This window comes from Nonomuraea sp. NPDC049141 (assembly GCF_040648415.1).
Lineage (GTDB): Bacteria > Actinomycetota > Actinomycetes > Streptosporangiales > Streptosporangiaceae > Nonomuraea.
The window spans coordinates 214,595-232,886 of sequence record NZ_JBEZDR010000016.1 but is presented as its reverse complement, the minus strand read 5'-3'; the positions used below and the strand labels follow the sequence as shown (position 1 = coordinate 232,886).

Annotated in this window: 16 protein-coding genes; 7 read left to right on the top strand and 9 right to left on the bottom strand. The window is 69.6% G+C overall.

The annotated features are described in order from the left end of the window. The first annotated feature begins 191 nt into the window (after window positions 1-191). Window positions 192-1,775, top strand: a complete 1,584-nt coding sequence (locus tag AB0B91_RS41090) for a serine/threonine-protein kinase (RefSeq protein WP_358332106.1) — start codon at window positions 192-194, stop codon at window positions 1,773-1,775. A 12-nt stretch (window positions 1,776-1,787) separates the two neighbouring features. On the opposite strand, the gene AB0B91_RS41085 is transcribed toward AB0B91_RS41090, so the two are convergent. From AB0B91_RS41085 to AB0B91_RS41065, 5 genes are all read right to left on the bottom strand, one after another. Further along, window positions 1,788-3,110, bottom strand: a complete 1,323-nt coding sequence (locus AB0B91_RS41085) for a High-affinity nickel-transporter (RefSeq protein WP_358332103.1) — start codon at window positions 3,108-3,110, stop codon at window positions 1,788-1,790. After that, window positions 3,107-4,390, bottom strand: coding sequence for a tetratricopeptide repeat protein (locus tag AB0B91_RS41080; RefSeq protein ID WP_358332100.1), 1,284 nt, complete (start codon window positions 4,388-4,390; stop codon window positions 3,107-3,109). Before AB0B91_RS41080 ends, AB0B91_RS41085 begins: the two co-directional genes overlap by 4 nt. A gap of 24 nt (window positions 4,391-4,414) precedes the next feature. Beyond that, on the bottom strand, window positions 4,415-5,794 hold the full coding sequence (locus tag AB0B91_RS41075) for a DUF4331 domain-containing protein (RefSeq protein WP_358332098.1): 1,380 nt from the start codon (window positions 5,792-5,794) through the stop codon (window positions 4,415-4,417). Window positions 5,795-5,868: 74 nt separating this feature from the next. Further along, window positions 5,869-6,507 (bottom strand): hypothetical protein, encoded by a 639-nt coding sequence (locus tag AB0B91_RS41070; RefSeq protein WP_358332095.1) that lies wholly within the window; start codon window positions 6,505-6,507, stop codon window positions 5,869-5,871. Between the two features lie 138 nt (window positions 6,508-6,645). After that, entirely contained in the window at window positions 6,646-7,425 is a 780-nt protein-coding gene (locus tag AB0B91_RS41065; protein WP_358332092.1) for a hypothetical protein, read from the bottom strand. A 235-nt stretch (window positions 7,426-7,660) separates the two neighbouring features. Between AB0B91_RS41065 and AB0B91_RS41060 the strand changes: the two genes are divergently transcribed. Further along, window positions 7,661-8,164, top strand: coding sequence for a hypothetical protein (locus AB0B91_RS41060; protein ID WP_358332089.1), 504 nt, complete (start codon window positions 7,661-7,663; stop codon window positions 8,162-8,164). 9 nt (window positions 8,165-8,173) lie between these two features. On the opposite strand, the gene AB0B91_RS41055 is transcribed toward AB0B91_RS41060, so the two are convergent. From AB0B91_RS41055 to AB0B91_RS41040, 4 genes are read right to left on the bottom strand one after another with little or no spacing between them, the layout of a single operon-like run. Then, window positions 8,174-9,103, bottom strand: coding sequence for an ABC transporter substrate-binding protein (locus AB0B91_RS41055; protein ID WP_358332086.1), 930 nt, complete (start codon window positions 9,101-9,103; stop codon window positions 8,174-8,176). A gap of 16 nt (window positions 9,104-9,119) precedes the next feature. Further along, window positions 9,120-9,782, bottom strand: a complete 663-nt coding sequence (locus tag AB0B91_RS41050; RefSeq protein WP_358332083.1) for an ABC transporter permease — start codon at window positions 9,780-9,782, stop codon at window positions 9,120-9,122. Further along, a complete protein-coding gene (locus tag AB0B91_RS41045; RefSeq protein WP_358332080.1) occupies window positions 9,779-10,426 on the bottom strand; it encodes an ABC transporter permease in 648 nt (215 codons plus the stop codon). The genes AB0B91_RS41050 and AB0B91_RS41045 overlap by 4 nt, the downstream gene beginning before the upstream one ends. After that, window positions 10,423-11,511: an ATP-binding cassette domain-containing protein gene (locus AB0B91_RS41040; protein ID WP_358332077.1), complete on the bottom strand. Its 1,089-nt coding sequence runs from the start codon at window positions 11,509-11,511 to the stop codon at window positions 10,423-10,425. The genes AB0B91_RS41045 and AB0B91_RS41040 overlap by 4 nt, the downstream gene beginning before the upstream one ends. A gap of 122 nt (window positions 11,512-11,633) precedes the next feature. On the opposite strand from AB0B91_RS41040, the gene AB0B91_RS41035 reads away from it, so the two are divergent. From AB0B91_RS41035 to AB0B91_RS41015, 5 genes are read left to right on the top strand one after another with little or no spacing between them, the layout of a single operon-like run. After that, window positions 11,634-13,115 (top strand): aromatic amino acid ammonia-lyase, encoded by a 1,482-nt coding sequence (locus AB0B91_RS41035; RefSeq protein ID WP_358332074.1) that lies wholly within the window; start codon window positions 11,634-11,636, stop codon window positions 13,113-13,115. A gap of 13 nt (window positions 13,116-13,128) precedes the next feature. Continuing rightward, the gene (locus AB0B91_RS41030; RefSeq protein ID WP_358332071.1) at window positions 13,129-13,989 is read left to right on the top strand and encodes a MurR/RpiR family transcriptional regulator; all 861 of its coding nucleotides are present in this window, start codon (window positions 13,129-13,131) and stop codon (window positions 13,987-13,989) included. A 36-nt stretch (window positions 13,990-14,025) separates the two neighbouring features. Next, on the top strand, window positions 14,026-15,732 hold the full coding sequence (hutU, locus tag AB0B91_RS41025; protein WP_358332068.1) for a urocanate hydratase: 1,707 nt from the start codon (window positions 14,026-14,028) through the stop codon (window positions 15,730-15,732). 35 nt (window positions 15,733-15,767) lie between these two features. Then, window positions 15,768-16,925 carry an allantoate amidohydrolase gene (locus AB0B91_RS41020; RefSeq protein WP_358332264.1) on the top strand — a complete coding sequence of 386 codons (1,158 nt, stop codon included), beginning with the start codon at window positions 15,768-15,770 and terminating at the stop codon, window positions 16,923-16,925. After that, window positions 16,922-18,289: a formimidoylglutamate deiminase gene (locus tag AB0B91_RS41015; protein ID WP_358332065.1), complete on the top strand. Its 1,368-nt coding sequence runs from the start codon at window positions 16,922-16,924 to the stop codon at window positions 18,287-18,289. The genes AB0B91_RS41020 and AB0B91_RS41015 overlap by 4 nt, the downstream gene beginning before the upstream one ends. Window positions 18,290-18,292: the final 3 nt, after the last annotated feature.

Below are 18,292 nucleotides of genomic sequence, written 5' to 3'. Positions count from 1 at the left end.
ACCCTCAACCGTGCGCGCGGACGCCGTACACCTCAGTGGGGTCGGGCGGACAACAGGCCTGTCACGCACGGTAGTGAGAGCGGGTCGCGAGGGAGCCGGACGGGCCCATCATCGGGAGATCCACACCTTGTGTCAGCGGCCCTTACCGGCCGTATCCTGCTTTCTGACATGCCAGCGTCATCGGAGGTGGGATGCAACGCGGTGAGATGATCGCGGGCCGGTACGAGCTGGCCGAGCGCCTCGGCCGCGGTGGCATGGGCGAGGTATGGGCCGGGCGGGACCGCACCTTACGCCGCGACGTCGCGCTCAAGCTGCTCGTCCTCGCCGACGCGGCCTTACCGGACCTGCCCGAACGCTTCGAACGCGAGGCGGTGGCCGCCGCGCAGATCAACCACCCGAACGTGGTCGCCCTCCACGACCGCGGCGTCCACGAGGACGTGCTCTTCCTCGTGATGGAGAAGGTCGAGGGTGCTCCGCTCACGCGGCACATCCGTGACGAGGCCCCCATGGATGCCGCCCGGGCGCTGGAGATCGCCGACGGGATCTGCACAGCGCTGATTGCCGCGCACCACGCCGGCGTCATCCACTACGACATCAAGCCGCACAACGTGATGCTCACCCCTGACGGACAGGTGAAGGTCGTCGACTTCGGGATCGCAGGGTTCGTCCAGACCGCGTTCACCTTGGCGGGATCCTCCCAGCTGTCTCCGGCCGGCACTCCGGAGTACGGTGCGCCCGAACAGTTCCTCACCGAACGCGGGGACGCGCGCTCGGACCTGTACGCGCTCGGCGCTGTGCTGTTCGCCATGCTCACCGGCCGACCACCGCTGACCGGACACAACAGTCTGGCGATCATGCGACGCAAGCTGGACGAGGAGGCGCCAAGAGTCGACTCGCTCCGCCCGGACCTGCCGCCGGCTCTGACGGCTCTCGTCGCCGAGCTGCTGGATCGCGACCCCGAGCACCGTCCCAAGTCAGCGCTTGAGGTCCACGAGCGCATCGGACGCCTGCGGATGACCCAGGACGTGGGCGCGTCCGGCCCGGTCGTGCCGCCTCCACCGTCGGGTACGAAGACCACGGCCCCCACGAGGCGGCTGCCCGAACCACATGGTGCGTTCGAGATGTCCTGGACAGGCGAGGAGCCGGCATCCGCCTATGCGGCCAGACTCGGCAAGCCAGGTTATTACTGGTTCTTCTGGGCGGTGATCCTGTTGCTGGGGGCAGCGCTGGGCATCTACTTCTCGCTGCCACACGTCCACGCGCCGGGGCCGGCCAACTCGGATAATCCCTGGATGATCCCCTTCGTGTCAGGGATCCTTGCCGCCTTGGGCGCCCTCGGATGCGTTATTGGCGCAGTCGTGAACACGTTCCGGGAGCTGAGGCACGCGGCCCTGAGCCAGCGGGCACCCGCGTGGTCACTGCATATCGGGCCGGAGTGCATCGCGACCACTGGCAACACGGGGAGGCGCGAGTTCAGCTGGGACCAGATGAAGACCGTCAACATCGAGGAGATCAAGAGCTTGTCATCGTGGTACCGGTACGCCGGAGTCCACATACGGTTCACGCACGACGCGCCCCACTCGAAGCAGATGCGGCCGGCGGGATGGTTCTCTCCGCACCCCGGCTCATTCATCGTTCGTGAGAGGGTCGCCGTCTGCGTCCTCGGCCCGATGACCGAGAAGCAGCGGACCGAGCTGGTGGAGGCCCTGGCCCGATTCGGCAGCCAGCGCTGGAAGCCACCGGCCTCCTTCACCTCGCCTCCTACCGACTATTGACCGCCGGAGGTTTTATACGAGAGCGGCCACCGCGCGCAAAGTGACACCCGTGCCCACGAGCAGGACGAGTGTGGCCGTCATGGCGGCGCTGTACGGGCGCAATCGCTGCATCCGCCCACCGAGGGTGAGGTCGCCCAGCCCGCGCAGGGCGAGCGCGGTAATCAGTAGGGTGACCGCCATGCCGAGTCCGTAGCACACCACGGTCAGGACGCCGAACGCGGTGCGTCCCAGTGCCATCGCACCGAGCAGGACCACCAGGGCGGACGGGCTGGGCACCAGCCCACCGGCCACAGCCAGCGCCACGACCCCACCCGCCCCCCTCCGGTACCCGTGCCCATGATTGTGTCCGTGCCCATGACCGTGGCGGGTCCGGCTACGGAAGGCGGAGCAGAGCAGACCGGCGCCGATCATGGCGATGAGGAGTCCGCTCGCCACGCCGAGCCAGCTCAGCACCACCTCACCGGCGATCGCGCTGGCGACCGTGACCAGCATCCCCAGAGCCAGCACGCCCGCTGTGTGGGTGGCGGTGACCGTGGCCGCGACGGTGACGGCGTCCCGCAACCGTCGTCGCCGTCCGGCGAGGTAGGCGGCCATGACGGTTTTGCCATGGCCGGGCATCGCCGCGTGCACGGCGCCCAGTGTCAGCGACAACAGCAAGGCCAGCAGCCCGAGCGGCACGGTCAGCCGGTCGGCGCCGATCAGTGTGTTGAGCCGGCCGGCCAGCAGGCCGGTGTAGCGGGTGACGGCGTCCACACCCGGCACCTCCGCCGGCGTGCCGGAACCGCCCTCGCCCGGTTCCGCCGTCAGGCGCGCCTGGCGTACGTCGAGCGGTGAGCTGAGCAGGTCGGCGGGGTAGTCGCGTAGCTCGCCCGACACGCTTCGCGCAGGGACGTTGGAGTCGCGCAGGCGCACGCCGTTCCCCTTGGCCGTGATCTCCCGCCAGCCCACGGTGTCGACACGGTAGCCGTTGGCGAAGGTGAGGACGAGCGGCCGGTCAACGCGGAGCGGCGCGGTCAGGCGGCACGTGAGCCTGCTGGTGCGCAGCCCCGCGACGCCCGGCCGGTAGGCGAAGGAGGCGTCGGTGACGCGCCAGGTCAGCAGCCGCCCTCCGGCCTGCGCGCGGACGGCGTCCCGCAACTCGGCGCAGGTGCGACGGGCGTGGGTGTCCGCGGGGCCGGTCGGCGGCTGTTGCAGGGTGGGGATCTCGGCGAGGTCCACGATGGCGAGGTGCTCGATCCTGTCGCGGTGGATCGTCAGCCCGTCGTAGTGGTTGATGCTGAAGTTCCCCAGTGGATGCGCCGCCAGCACCGCGGCGGCGACGAGTGCCGTGATCATGGCATCTCCGCGAGCAGTGCCCGCGCCCGCGTCGCCCCGGCCGGGGAGAAGTGCGGGTTGATGGACAGCGCTCTGCTCAGGTGGGCGCGGGCGGCGGCGGTGTGTCCGAGCGCGTGCTCGATCTCGCCCCGGTGATAGGCGAAAGGCGCGTTGCGCCCGCCGAGCGCGTCAGCCCGGGCGGCGTAGGTGGCGGCCTCGGCATGGCGCTCGGCCTGGTGCAGTGCCCACCCGAGCGCGTCTGCGACCTCGACGCTCCGGCGTCGTTTCCATTCCGCCCGCAGGTGCCGGACCGCGGCCTCCGCGTCGCCGTGGTTCGCCTCGAACATGCCCATGGCCAGGTTGTCGACGGTTCCGTTCGCGGCCAGCAGCCTGTGCTGGGCGGTGAAGACGGCGTACTGCCGCCTGGCCCCGTCCCCGTCGCCGAGGTGTTCGAGCAGTTCCCCGTACTCGACGACGAACGACGGGGAGCGCGCGACGGCGGTGGCATAGTCGCGCAGGGCCTGGTCGGTGTGGCCGAGCGCGGCCTCCGCGCGCGCCTTGCCGGCCCGCGACGCGACGTGTTCGGGGTCGGCGGCCAGCGCCTGGGCGTAGGCGGTGAGTGCGGTTCGAGGGTCGCCGTTGTTCCAGGAGAGCTCGCCTAGTTGCCATTGGCAGAAGGCATACTCGGCGGCGTCGCCGGGGATCGCGCAGGCGCGGCGCAGCACCTCGCGGGCGGGGCCGGGCCTGCCGCGCAGGTGTTCCAGACGGGCGGCCCTGGTGAAGGAGGCGAGGTCGGGGCGGCCGTCGAGCATGCGGCGCAGCGCGGTTTCGGCCTGTTCGTACTGGCCGAGTTCGAGGTGGGCGTCGGTGAGCACGCCGTACAGAGCCCAGCGGAACGGCGCCTCCTCGCGGGCGCGCTCGGCCCAGTGCACCGCGCCGGCGAAGTCGTGCCGGGCGTTGGCCAGCGCGCCCATGCCGATCACGGCGTCGATGTACGGCTGCCCGTCGCCCGTGGGCAGGCGCAGTGAACGTTCGAACGCGCCCTGGGCCTTGGCGTAGTAGGCGGTGTCCGTGGTGCGGCGGGCCTGCTCCAGGTACATGCCGCCGAGGCTCGCCCAGACCGCCGCGTCGTCGGGCTGACGGCGCAGGCGCGTCTGGGCGGCCTCGATCGATCCGGCCAGGTCGTACGGTGACCAGCCCGCTGGTGCGTGAGGGGGCTCGTCCCGGCGCAGGAGTCCGCCGGGGGTGTACAGGGTCAGCAGGACGCAGCCCAGCAGCACACATCCCAGCAGGGGCAGCAATCGCCGTACGCTACTCATCGTGGTTCAGCCGGTGGCGGTGACGGGCAGCGCCAGGTAGGGGAAGCTGCCGGTGATGGGCTTGAGCAGGAACGCCGGGTTGTCCTCGGCGATGAGGCCCGGCGCGCCCCGGCCCGCGGGTTCGCCCAGGAGCATCCGCAGGTTGACGGTCACGACGTCGTCTATGAGGCGGCGGCCGTTGGGGTAGCCCTCGGCGTCGCCCTTGAGGATGCCGTACTTGTCGGGTGCGGTGGTGACGGGCGTACTCATGTTGAGCCGCAGTTCCTCCGCCTTGACGACGCGCGAGGCGTCCTGGTTGAGCAGGTGGGAGTTGAGATCCTGCTTGATCGGCCCGTCCGCCCGCTTGGTGAGGCCGGTGAGGTAGATCTGCTCCAGGTCCTTGCGCGGTGCCGGAGGTGCCGTGACATTCGCCTGCTTGGCGACGACCGTGGCCTGGTCGGGGTCGAGCGTGGCCGGCACGACGAGGTTGCCGCTCTCGTCACCGTCCGGCCGCAGGGTGTTGAAGTGGTCGCGCTGCTTGAGCGGGATGATCACTTCGTTGAAGTTGGGGTTACCCAGCCGGGAGACCTGCCTGTAGTCGGCCGAGCCCGAGCCGAGCAGGCCGCTCGACTTACGGGAGGCGGTGGTCCAGACGCCGATGACCGGGTTGCGGGCCGGGTCACCGCCGAAGGCCAGCTCCGACTTGGGGAGCTGCAGGGCCAGGGAGCTGACGTTCAGCGGCACGCCGGTCTTGACGGGGAAGAACGGGAGCCCGAACCTGAGCAGGTTGACGGCGCGGTTGTCGGAGTAGAACGGGTCGGCGGTGGTGCCGGTGAACACCTTGCCCCCGCCGGGCAGGTCGACGACTGCCTTGCGGCGCAGCGCCGGGTAGTTGGGAGTGACCAGGACGCCCATGTCGGTGGGGGCGGCGTACCCGTCGCGGACCAGAGTCTCCGACTTGCCGTCGCGCAGCCTGGTCAGTGTGTAGCTCTGCTCGACCAGGGAGTCCAGCGGGCCGGCCTTGTGCTCGCGCTTGCGGATGAGGGAGGGCACCGGCAGGCCCTTGTTGGTGAAGGTCCATCGGTAGGTGATCGCGGCCTTGCCGGTACCGGTGTTGTCGACGTGCACCTCATAGCGGGCGTCGGTGTCGAACTGGTACGGCTTGTACGGAGCCTGGAAAGGGATGTAGTTGGCCACGATCGTGACCGTGTCCTGCCGTTCCGGGCTGGTGAAGGCGTACAGATCGGTGGCGTCGATCTGCTTGTTGAGGGTGGTGGCGGGGGCGTCCCAGTGGCTGCTCGCCGTGCTCGGCCGCATCGTGGGACCGAGGAGCACCGTGGCCGTCAGGACGGCGACGGAGGCGCCGGCGATCCACGTCCACCGGCTCCGAGCGCTGGTCAGTTGCATCTGTTTCTCGATTCGCGAGTACCGGGCCGTGCCCCGGGGCACGGCCCGGTGGAGCTCAGGTCAGGGGGCGTCGCCTACGGCACGTACTGGACGACCGCGTCGAGGTTGGCCAGGTAGTCGCCCTCGTTCAGCGAGATGCCGGTCAGGTCCTTGACCGTCCGGCTGAGGTACGCGCTGACGTAGAAAGGCCAGTACTTGGGTCCGATACCGCCCTCGAGTGGGCGCGGCGTGGGCACGTTCCAGGCGAACTCGTGCAGCTTGTACGTGGCCACGAGCTGCTCGCCCTGAGGCTTCCCGTCGATCTCCACCTGGGTGTGTGTCCCGTCGGCACGCAGGTAGATGTCGTGGATGGCGATCTTGTGTCCGCTCTTGACGTCATTGAGGATGAAGCCGCCGGGGTAGTAGACGCCGTTGCACGGGTCGATGTGGTCCTGTTTCCAGCCGATGGGCATATAGATGCCCTTGTTACCGGGCTTGGCCTCGATGGGCGCGATGCCCTCCACCTGCACGCCGCGCTCATTGAAGAGTTTGACGATGTCGGAGCCGAAGTCGAAGTTCGCGTGTCCCTTGGGGCCGAAGTACGGAAACCGGAAACAAGAAGCGCTGGGCGGTGGGATGGACGGTGCGCCGGCATGGGCGGCGGAGACCGGCGCGGCGGCGAAAACCACGGCGCCGATCACGATCGTTTGAGCGAGACGAACAAGAGCACGCACAGCATGACCTTTCGTCGAGGAGAGGCATCGCAGTGCCTCTGACGTGCAGTGACTCACTTAAAGTAGTTGTCATATTACTCTCTGTAAAGGAATCTTCAAAAGCTCGTCACTGTTGTCGGCGGCGATCCATGAACGCGCTTAGAACAAACCTCCTGGCTTCGGCAGGGGCAGGCCGGAGCCGCCCTGGCCCCGGATGGCGTCGCTGATGACCTTGAGCCCGAGCATGCCGAGCGAGGAGCCGGACTTGACGGGCCGGCTGGGCGGGCCCTGCCAGGCGATGTCCAGATCGGCCCAGTGCATGCCGCCGGAGAACTTGGTGCCGAGTTCCTTGTTGAGGTCCGAGGCCCAGCCCCGATCCATGGACAGGATGACCTTGAGCGGGCCGACGCCTCCGTTGTGCGGGACGAAATTGCCGGGGGCCAGCGCCTGCGGGACGCTGAAGTTCACCATGGTCAGCTCACCACCGGGCCGGGGGTGCCCGTTGACGATGGGTGTGGCGAAGAACTTGCTGTCACCCATGGCCGCGAACAGCACCCAGAAGGTGTCGATCTCGTACGTCGCGCCCGTCTCGTCGTTGCTGAAGCGGAACCCGCCGGGGTAGCAGACCCGCCCGCTGGGCGTCTCGATGTTGTCGTACCGTTCGCCGATGGGCATCCAGGCGGCGGTGCCGCCGTCGACCAGCTCGATCGGGTCCAGCGTTTCGAACCTGATTCCGGCCCTCTTCAGCTCGTTGAGGAACCCGGTGGAGAAGGTGGCTTTCGCGCTGCCCTCTTTGGAGAGGTAGCTGCCGATCTGCCCTTCGGCGAGGCAGCCACCTCCCGGCGAACCGGGTGGAGCCGCCATTGCCGGGTGGGCAGACAGGAGGACGGTGGCCAGGGCGGTGCCACCGGCGATCAGGGCCGCACGATTCAAGCGCATGCTTGTTCTCCTTCGGGGGAGCGGAGGGACGGTGCATGGCGATTACAGACAGTAGTCATCACATCACATAGAGCTGCTGCCTGATAGATGCCGTCCAGCCTTTGTTCGGTGGTGCCACCTCTCCCGGGCCGGCGTGATCGACTTGTCGGCAGATCCTGGGAAGTACTGCGCCAAGTCTGTACATGCCAGCGCCCGTCGATCGGCTGATCGGACGGGCGCAAAGGACACTGCACTCATGAACGGGCGTGAAACGGGTGCGGCATCGGAGCGGGTGCACTCCGGGGGTGCTGTGTACGGGTCGCTGCTGGCGGCTTCCGTGGTCGCCGGCTCTGCGGCGGAGGGTGGACCGCCGACTCCGGCGGATCTAGTGATTCTCCTGATCTGTACGGGGGTGGTGTTCTGGATCACCCATGTCTACGTCCAGGTCGTGGGTTCCGGGTATCCCGCCCGGCCCTTCACCTGGGGAAACCTGCGGGCGGTCGCCAGGAGCGAATGGCCGCTGGCACAGGCTTCGTTTCCGCCCTCCATAGCCGCCGCCCTGGCCTCAGGGCTGGGCATGTCCAACACGGTGGCGGCTTGGGCGGCGCTGTGTGTCGCGGTGGCGAGTCAGGTCGGCTGGGCCGTCACGGCCGCGGTCCAGATCGGCGCTTCCAGAAACGTCATCATCGTCTCCGGAATCGCCAACCTCATCCTCGGCCTGGCCATCATCGCGCTCAAGACCCTGGTCTCCGGCCATTGAGGGTCAGCTCTACAGGCCGTGTGCCTTGACCCACTCGGCGGCGACCTCGTCGGGGTCCTTGTGGTCGTTGTCCACGAGCGAATCGAGCTTGCTCAGCTCCTCGGTGGTCAGCGCGGTGTTCAGCTTGGCCAGCGCGGTTTTGACCGTGTCGGTGGCCTTGTCGGTGCGGATCAGCGGGACGACGCGCTGGGCCGGGATGAGGTGCTTCGGGTCGGCCAGTACGACCCAGCCGTTCTTCGCGATGTCCACGTCGGTGCTGAAGAGGTTCGCCATCTGGACGCCGCCGCTCTTCAGGGCTCCCTTGACCAGCGGGCCGCTGGCGTCGAGGGACTTGAACCCCTTGAACTCGACACCGTAGACGTCCTTGAGTCCGACCACGCCGACCTGGCGGGTCTTGACCTCCGGGGGGCCGCCGAAGACCAGCTGGCCGTTGTGCTTGGCCAGGTCGGCGAGGGTGCTGAGGCCGTACTTGGTCGCGGTCTCCTTGGTGACGGTGAAGACGTCCGCGTCCTCGGCGACCGCGGGCGGCAGGACCGACAGCCCCTTCGGCAGCTTGGCGGTGAGCGCCTGCTGCAGGGCGTCGGAGTCGCTCGCGGTGGCCTTGGGGTCGAAGTACAGCAGGAGGTTGCCCTGGTATTCGGGCAGCAGGTCGATGTCGCCGTTCTGCAGCGCGGGCACGACGATCTCCCGCGAGCCGAGGTTGGGCTTGACCGTCGCCTTCACGCCCGCGGCCTCGAGGACGTCAGCGTAGAGGTAGCCGAGGATCTGGTTCTCGGAGAAGTTGGCCGTACCGATCACGATCGTGGCGTCCGCCGCCCCGGCGGCGGACCCTGTGGCGGCTGGCGGCGTGTTCAGGCTGGTCGTGCCGCCGCCGCAGGCGGCCAGCACGGGGAGTACGGCGAGGGCGAGCGCGCCCGCGACGAAGTTCCGGCGATTCATGAAGGCTCCATCAAGATCAAGTAAGGCGATGGCGGAAGATGATGCGGTGGATTCCGGCGAGGACGAGGTCCACGAGTACGGCGAGGGCCGCGACGAGGACGGCGCCGCCCATGACCTGGGTGAGGTCGCGCTGGGCGAGTCCGTCGAAGATGTACCGGCCGAGACCGCCGAAGCTGACGTAGGCCGCGATGGTGGCGGTAGCGATGACCTGTACGGTCGCCAACCGCACTCCCGTCATGATCAGCGGAGCGGCGAGCGGGATCTCCACCCGCCACAGGGACTGAAGCCCGGTCATCCCCATGCCGCGGGCGGCGTCCTTGATGTCCGCCTCGACCGCGGCCATGCCCGCGTAGGTGTTGGTCACGATCGCCGGGATGGCCAGCGCGACCAGGGAGATGTACACCGGGGTCATGCTCAGGCCGCTGACCAGGAAGACCAGGGTGACGATGCCCACGGTCGGGAGGGCACGACCGAAGCCCGCGAGGTTGATGGCGAGGAACGCGCCGCGGCCCGTGTGGCCGATGAACAACCCGATGGGCAGGGCGATCAGCGCGGCGACGAGCGTGGAGAGCAGGGAGTACTCCACGTGCTCAAGCAGCCGCTGGGCGATGCCCTCCGGCCCGGCCCACTGACCGGCGGAGGTCAGCCAGGCGGCCAGCTGGGACAAGAGATCCGTCATGCGCGCGCTCCCTTGCGGATCCAGGGGGTGCAGAGCCATTGCACAAGGACGAGCACCGCGTCGGCGGCCAGCGCGAGCAGCAGCGTGAGGACCACTCCGGCGAGCACGGGGGTGGGGAAACTGCGCTGGAAGCCGTCGGTGAACAGCTGGCCGATGCCGCCGTACCCGATGTAGCTGGCCACGCTGACCAGGGAGATGGTCATGACGCTGGCCACCCGTACCCCAGCCATGATCACCGGTAGCGCGAGCGGGAACTCGACCTTAACTAGGGTGCCGAGCCGCCCCGTACCCATGGCGAGGGAGGCCTCCCGGACCTTGGCGGGCACGCTGTCAAGCCCCTCGACGGTGTTCCGGAGCAGGACGACCAGGGTGTAGACGGTCAGCCCGGCGATCGCGGTCGTCCTGGTCAGCCCCGTGATCGGCAGCAGCAGGACGAACAAGGCCAGCGACGGCACCGTGAACATGATGTTGGAGATGCCGAGCAGGAGTCCGCGCAGCGGACGGACCCGCTGGGCGACCACGGCGAGCGGCAGCGCGATCAGCAGGCCGAGCAGCACGGCAGGGATCGCCGTCGCCAGGTGGTCCAGCGTGAGCGCCAGCAGGTCGTCGGTGTGCGTGGTGAGCCAGCCCCACTCGATGATCATGCGAGGCTCCGCTGATGAGCGTGCACGACGTCGTCTCTGGACGCCCCGACCAGCACGCCCGCCGCGTCCACCCGCACCGCCATCCCAGTGGGCGAGGAGACGGTCTCGTTGAGCGCCGAGAGCAGTGAGTCGGAATCGGTCAGGCCGCGCACCGGGGTGAGAGCCGCCTGCCCGATCGAATCCGACCCGTCGAGCGCCTGGACGTCCAGCCAGCCCGCGGGCTTGCCGTCGGGGGAGACCGCGAGCAGCCACCGCCCTGTCGCCTCCGCGCGCGCCCGCGCGGCCGTGTCCGTGGTCTTCACCGCTGCGATCGGCTCGTACGGCACATTCTGCAGCGAGATGAGGGAGAGCAGCTTCAGCCCGCGTTCCGCCCCGAGGAATCCGGCGACGAAGTCATCGGCCGGCCGGGCGAGCAGTTCCTCGGGCGGGGCGAACTGGACCATGTGCCCGCCGGTGCGGAAGACCGCGATGCGGTCGCCGAGCCGTACGGCTTCGTCGATGTCGTGGGTGACGAAGACGATGGTCTTGTGCAGTTCGGCCTGCAGCCGGATCAGTTCGTCCTGGAGCAGGGTCCGGACCACCGGGTCGACCGCCCCGAACGGCTCGTCCATCAGCAGGACGGGCGGGTCGGCGGCCAGCGCGCGGGCGACGCCCACGCGCTGTTGCTGGCCGCCGGAGAGCTGGTGGGGATAGCGTTTGCCGGACTCGGCGGTCAGGCCGACGACCTCGAGCAGCTCGGCGGCCCTGGCGCGGGCCTTGCGCCGGCCCCAGCCGAGCAGCGTCGGCACGGTGGCGATGTTGTCCAGGATCGTCCGGTGCGGGAACAGGCCCGCCTGCTGGATGACGTATCCGATGCCACGCCGCAACTGAGCCGCGGGCAGCTCTCGTACGTCGCGCCCGCCCAGGCTGACCGTGCCGGAGGTGGGATCGACCAGCCGGTTGATCATCCGGAGCGTGGTGGTCTTGCCACAACCGGAGGAGCCGACCAGCACCGTGATGCCTCCTTCGAGGAACTCCACGGAGAGGTCGTCCACGGCTGTCGTGCCGTTGGCGAACCTCTTTGTGACTGACTCGAATCGGATCATGGACACCACCCTTGCCGCTCTGCATGTATTCATGCAGACTCAAGCACGAATGAAGATGTGTCAATAGTAGGTTTTATGCAGGTGAAGGGGAGTTGAAGATCGTGGCGTCTCAAATCGTAGGCGTGGGCGTCCCACAGATCGAGCTCAACGGACATGGCCTCGACAGCCAGACGGTCGCATTGATCGCCGACGGCGGAGCCGGCGTGGAGGTGCCCCCGCTCGCCTACGACAAGGTCGAACGGTCGTGGCACAGGGCCGCCGGCCTCGTCGCCACCGGGCGCGTCTACGGACGCAGCACCGGCGTCGGCGCCAACCGCAGCCTGGACGTCGACCCCGCCGACTTCGACCTGCACGGTCTGCGCCTGCTGCGCAGCCACGCGGGCGGGATAGGGGCACTCCTGCCGGCCAGGCAGGTCCGGGCGATGATGATCGTCCGGCTCAACCAGCTCCTGGTGGGCAGCGCCGGGCTCCGTCCCGAGGTGGTCCGCGGGCTCACCGTGGCGCTCCAGGCCGGAGTGCACCCGCCGGTGAACGAGTACGGCGCGGTCGGCACCGGCGATCTGGCCGCGCTGTCCCAGCTCGGCCTGGCCCTCGCCGGAGAGCACCCCTGGCACGGCGGTCCCACCCCGCCACCTCCGATCAGCCTCGAAACCGGCGACGCACTGGCCCTGATCAGCAGCAACGCCCTCACCCTGGGACAGGCGTCGCTGGCCCGCCACAGCCTGGAACGCCTGCTCAGGGCCACCCATGTGGTGGCCGCGCTCTCCCTGCTGGCCGTCGACGGCTCGCTGGAGGCCTTCGCCGAGCCGGTGCACGCCGCGCGCCCGCATCCGGGCAACGTCCGTGCCGCCGCCGAGGTCCGCCGGCTCGTCGGCGCGCCGGATTGGCCCGCGCCCCCGACCGGCCGCATCCAGGACCCGTACGCCTTCCGCTGCTTTCCGCAGATCCATGGACCGGCCTTGGAGGCTTCCGACGCGCTGGAGCGGGTGCTGGCCGTCGAGCTCAACGCGGGCGCGGAGAACCCCCTGATCAGCGCGGACGGCCCCAACGGGGGGCCGGCGTCGTACCATCACGGGGGTTTCTTCTCGGCTCACGTGGCCCTCGCGCTGGACCAGCTGTCTCTCGCGCTCCTGCCGACCGCGCGGCTGTCGGCGGCGCGGCTGGCGGCCCTGGCGGAGCCGGGCATCACGGGGCTGCGTCCGTTCCTCGCCGATGGGGCGTCGGCCGGATCCGGGGTGCTCATCCTCGAATACAGCGCGAACGCCGCTCTCGCCGAGCTGCGGAACGCGGCGACTCCGGCCTCGTCCGGCCATGCCGTACTGTCGCGGAGCGTGGAGGAGGCCGCGAGCTTCGCCTCGCAGGCCGCCCGCCAGGTGCTGCGGACCGTCGAGGCGTTCCGGCTGGTGCTCGGCTGCGAGCTCGTCGCCGCCGTCCGTGCCCTGCGTCAGCTTGACTCGAACAGCGTGAAGGCGGCCTGGGACTTGCCGGTAGGCCGCGCGTACGCGCTGGTGGACGACAATCTTGAGCTATCGATGGAGGACCGGCCGCTAACAGCGGACGTCTCGGCGGCTGCCGGTCTCCTCGACGCACTGGCCGATCTGTAACCCCTGGAGAGTCATGAACACCGACGATGTCGCGCCGGAGGCTCGCTTGCTGCGCCTGTTCGAAGGGCATCGGCTGACCCCCGCCCAGCGGCGGATCGCGCATTGCCTGGTGCAGCACGCGGGGCAGGCGGCCTTCCTGTCCAGCGTGGAGATCGCCGAGCTCGCGGGGGTGAGCCAGCCGTCGGTGACCCGGTTCGCGATGACCCTCGGGTACGACGGCTACCCCGCGCTGCGTAAGCAGATCCGCGAGCTCGGCCTGCCCGACTCGGCGGGCCGGGGCGAGACGAGCGAGGGCGCGGTCCTGAGCGAGACCCAGCGGGCGGTACGCACCGAGATCGCCAACCTGCAGCACCTGGCCGGCTCGCTGTCGGACATGACGGCGATCGTCAAGGCCGCCCGGCTGCTGGCCCCCTCCCGGCCGCTGCTCGTGCTCGGCCTGCGCGCGGCCGCGGCGCAGGCCGCGGGCTGGGCCTACTTCGCCGCCAAGGTCCACCCCGATGTACGCCTGCTCAACGAGGGCGGTTCCATGCTCGCCGACCGCATCGAGCAGGCGGCCGACGCCGGGGCGAGCGCCCTGCTCTGCTTCGCCTTGCCCCGCTACCCCGCCGAGCTGATGGACGGCCTGTCCGCCGCCAAGAAGGCGGGGCTGAGCGTGGTCACCATCGCCGACAACGCCTTCGCGCCGTCGGCGGACCTGTCCGACGTGGCTCTGCCCGCGCCGGTCGGCACGGAGCTGATCTTCGACACGGCCTGCGCGCCCATGATGCTCGGCCGGGTCCTGCTGGAGACCATGGTCGACGAGATCCCGGGCGCGCAGGCCCGCCTGGAGGCGTTCGAGCAGTCGGCGGCCTCGCGCGGCCTGTTCACGGACTAGCTATTGACTGAATGTATTTATTCAAGATAGACATGCATGAATAGTTATGCAGTTGGGGAGGTCAGGAACATGGACCAGAGCAGCGGTCCGCGCCCGGTTCGGGCTCCACGTGGCACGACGCTCAACACCCAGGGATGGCAGCAGGAAGCCGCCCTGCGGATGCTCATGAACAACCTCGACCCCGAGGTCGCCGAGCATCCCGACAAGCTCGTCGTGTACGGCGGCACCGGCAAGGCGGCCCGTGACTGGCGCTCCTACGACGCGATCGTCCGCACACTCGGCACGCTGAAGGCCGACGAGACCCTGCTCGTGCAGTCGGGCCGCCCCGTGGGCGTGATGGAGACACACGAATGGGCGCCGCGCGTCCTCATCGCCAACTCCAACCTGGTCGGAGACTGGGCCACGTGGCCGGAGTTCCGGCGGCTGGAGCAGCTCGGCCTGACCATGTACGGGCAGATGACGGCCGGCTCCTGGATCTACATCGGTACCCAGGGGATCCTCCAGGGCACCTACGAGACCTTCTCGGCCGTGGCCGCCAAGAAGTTCGGCGGCTCGCTGGCCGGGACGATCACCCTGACCGCCGGCCTGGGCGGCATGGGCGGCGCCCAGCCGCTGGCCGTCACCATGAACGGCGGGGTGGCCATCTGCGTCGACTGCGACCCGCGTTCCGTGGACCGGCGCATCGAGCACCGCTATCTCGACGTCAAGGCGTCGTCGCTGGACGAGGCGCTGCGGCTGGCCTACGAAGCCCGTGACGCGCGCCGGCCGCTGTCCATCGGCGTGGTCGCCAACGCGGCGCAGGCCGTACCGGAGCTGCTCGCGCGTGGCGCGGAGATCGACATCGTCACGGACCAGACGTCGGCGCACGACCCGCTGATGTACCTCCCGATCGGTGTGGCGTTCGAGGACATGACCGCCGAGTCGGACAAGGACCCCGAGGGCTTCACTGTCAGGGCTCGGGAGTCGATGGCCAAGCACGTCGAGGCGATGGTCGGCTTCCAGGACGCCGGGGCCGAGGTGTTCGACTACGGCAACTCGATCCGGGGTGAGGCCCAGCTGGCTGGTTATGCGCGGGCCTTCGACTTCCCCGGCTTCGTGCCCGCCTACATCAGGCCGCTGTTCAGCGAGGGCAAGGGGCCGTTCCGCTGGGCGGCGCTGTCGGGCGACCCCCAGGACATCGCCAAGACGGACCAGGCGATCCTGGACCTGTTCCCGGAGAACGAGTCGCTGGCCCGCTGGATCCGGCTGGCGGGGGAGCGGGTCCACTTCCAGGGCCTGCCCGCGCGCATCTGCTGGCTCGGGTACGGCGAGCGGGACAAGGCCGGCGACCGGTTCAACGACATGGTGGCCCGTGGCGAGATCTCCGCCCCGCTGGCCATCGGCCGTGACCACCTCGACTGCGGCAGCGTCGCCTCGCCGTACCGGGAGACCGAGGCCATGCTCGACGGCTCCGACGCCATCGCCGACTGGCCGCTGCTGAACGCCATGGTGAACGTGGCCTCCGGCGCGTCATGGGTGTCCATCCACCACGGCGGCGGCGTCGGCATCGGCCGTTCCATCCACGCCGGGCAGGTCACGGTCGCCGACGGCACCGCGCTCGCGGGCGAGAAGATCCGCCGGGTGCTCACCAACGACCCGGGCATGGGCGTCATCCGGCACGTCGACGCCGGCTACGACCGGGCCACGGAGGTCGCCCAGGAGCGCGGCGTGCGGATCCCGATGCGTGAAGGCGACGACGCGTGATCGATCCTTCGCAGGTTGAGGGCAATTTCCGGGGGATGTGGCGCGAGCTCCTGCCCGTCGGTCGGTATGACGCGACCGGCGGATATCGCCGCCATGCGTGGAACGCGGCCGACGGCGAATGCCGGGCCTGGTTCAGGGAGCAGGCGCTGAAGCGGGGTCTGACCTATGAGGTCGACCGGAACGGCAACCAGTGGGCTTGGTTCGGCGACCCCTCGGCGGGGGACGCCATCGTCACTGGCTCCCATTTGGACTCGGTGCCTGACGGGGGAGCGTACGACGGGCCGCTCGGTGTCGTGTCGGCGTTCGCGGCCCTGGACGCGCTCCGGGATCGGGGCACGGCTGGTGGCGGCCGCCGCCGCCCGCTCGCGATCGTGAACTTCGGTGACGAGGAGGGTGCCAGGTTCGGCGTGGCCTGCGTCGGGTCCCGGCTGATGGCGGGGGTTCTGGAGCCGGGTCACGCGCGGTCTCTCAGGGACCAGGACGGCGTCCTGCTCGGCGACGCGATGGAGCGTGCGGGGCACGACCCCGCCGCGATCGGTCGTGATGACGAACGGCTCGCGCGTATCGGCGCTTACGTCGAACTCCACGTCGAGCAGGGTCGGAACCTGGGCGACGCCCCCGTCGGCGTCGCGTCGGCGATCTGGCCGCACGGCCGGTGGCGCTTTGATTTCCACGGGGAGGCCAACCACGCGGGCACCACCCGTCTGGAGGACCGTCGCGACCCGATGCTGGCCTACGCCGCCACGGTCCTGAACGCTCGCGAGCAGGCGAGGCTCGCCGGGGCGCTCGCTACTTTCGGGAAGATCTCCGTCGAGCCCAACGGCACCAACGCCATCGCCTCCCGCGTGACTGCTTGGCTGGACTCGCGGGCCGCTGACTCCGCCACTCTCGACATGCTGGTGAAAGAGATCATTCACCAGTCGGGGGCGGAGGTCACCCAAGAGTCGTTCACCCCGGTGGTCGAATTCGACCGGCCGCTCAGGGACCGCTTGGCCGCTCGGCTTGGCGGGGTTCCCGTTCTGCCGACCGGGGCGGGGCACGATGCGGGCATTCTCGCCTCCGCCGTTCCCACTGCCATGCTCTTCGTACGGAACCCGACCGGTGTCTCGCACTCTCCGGAGGAATACGCCGAGGAGACCGACTGCCTCGCTGGTGTGGCCGCCCTGGCCGCTGTCCTGGAGGATTTGCTGTGAACGGCCGGTTCTGGGCGAGGTACGCGTGGACCGGCGCGTTGGAGTCCGGGGTTCTCATCGACGTCGCGGCGGGCCGGATCGTCTCCCTTCAAGCGGGTAGCGCTCCCGGCGACGCCGTCGTCCTGGACGGTCTGGTCATCCCAGGGCTGGCCAACGCCCATTCGCACGCCTTCCATAGGGCGTTGCGTGGGGCCACGCAGCTCGGCGGCGGCACCTTCTGGACCTGGCGCGAGACCATGTACCGGGTCGCGGCGAGCCTCACCCCCGACCAGTACCTGGAGCTGGCGCGGGCGGTCTACGCCGAGATGGCCCTCGCGGGGATCACCTGCGTCGGCGAGTTCCACTACCTTCACCACGCGCCCGGAGGCGTCGCCTACGACGACCCGAACGCGATGGGCGAGGCGCTCATCGAGGCCGCCGCCCAGGCCGGCATCCGGATCACCCTGCTCGACGCCTGCTACCTCTCGTCGGGGTTCGGCGCTCCACCGGACGAGACCCAGCTCAGGTTCAGCGACGGCTCAGGCGAGGCATGGGCCGAGCGGGTTAGCGGGCTGAAGGAGCGCGAGCACGCCCGCCTCGGCGCGGCCGTCCACTCGGTCCGAGCCGTTCCGGCCGACCAGCTCGGGGTGGTCGGCGCTTGGGCGGCGCAGCGGCATGCCCCGATCCACGCGCACGTGTCAGAGCAGCCCGCCGAGAACGAGGGCTGCCTGGCGGCATACGGCGTCACGCCCACGCGCCTGCTCGCCGACCACGGGCTGCTCGGGCCGCGTACCACCGCCGTACACGCCACACACTTGACCCCGCAGGACATCGCGCTGCTCGGCGACTCAGCCACCACGGTGTGCATGTGCCCCACGACCGAACGCGATCTCGCCGACGGCATCGGACCCGCTCTTGAGGTGCAGGCCGCGGGATCGCCGCTGTCACTCGGCAGCGACAGCCAGGCCGTCATCGACCTGTTCGAGGAGGCTCGGGCCATGGAGCTGAACGAGCGGTTGCGTACCCGTCGCCGCGGCCACTGGACGGCGGACGCGCTCCTGCGTGCCGCCACCGCCGACGGCCACGCGTCCCTGGGCTGGCCGGAGGCGGGCACGCTGAAGGTCGGCGCGCTTGCTGACCTCGTCACGGTCTCCCTCGACTCGGTCCGGACCGCGTCCCTCGGCTCCGTCCGGACTGCAGGCCTCGACTCCGTCCGGACTGCGGGCCCGCCGCACGGTCTGGAGACCGCCGTCTTCGCGGCCACCTCCGCTGACGTCAGCGACGTCGTCGCGGGCGGCCGAGTGATCGTTCGGCGCGGCGTCCACCAGCTCGTTCCCGACGTCGCAGGCGCGCTGCGGCAGGCTCTCGCGCGGTTGGCGACATGACTC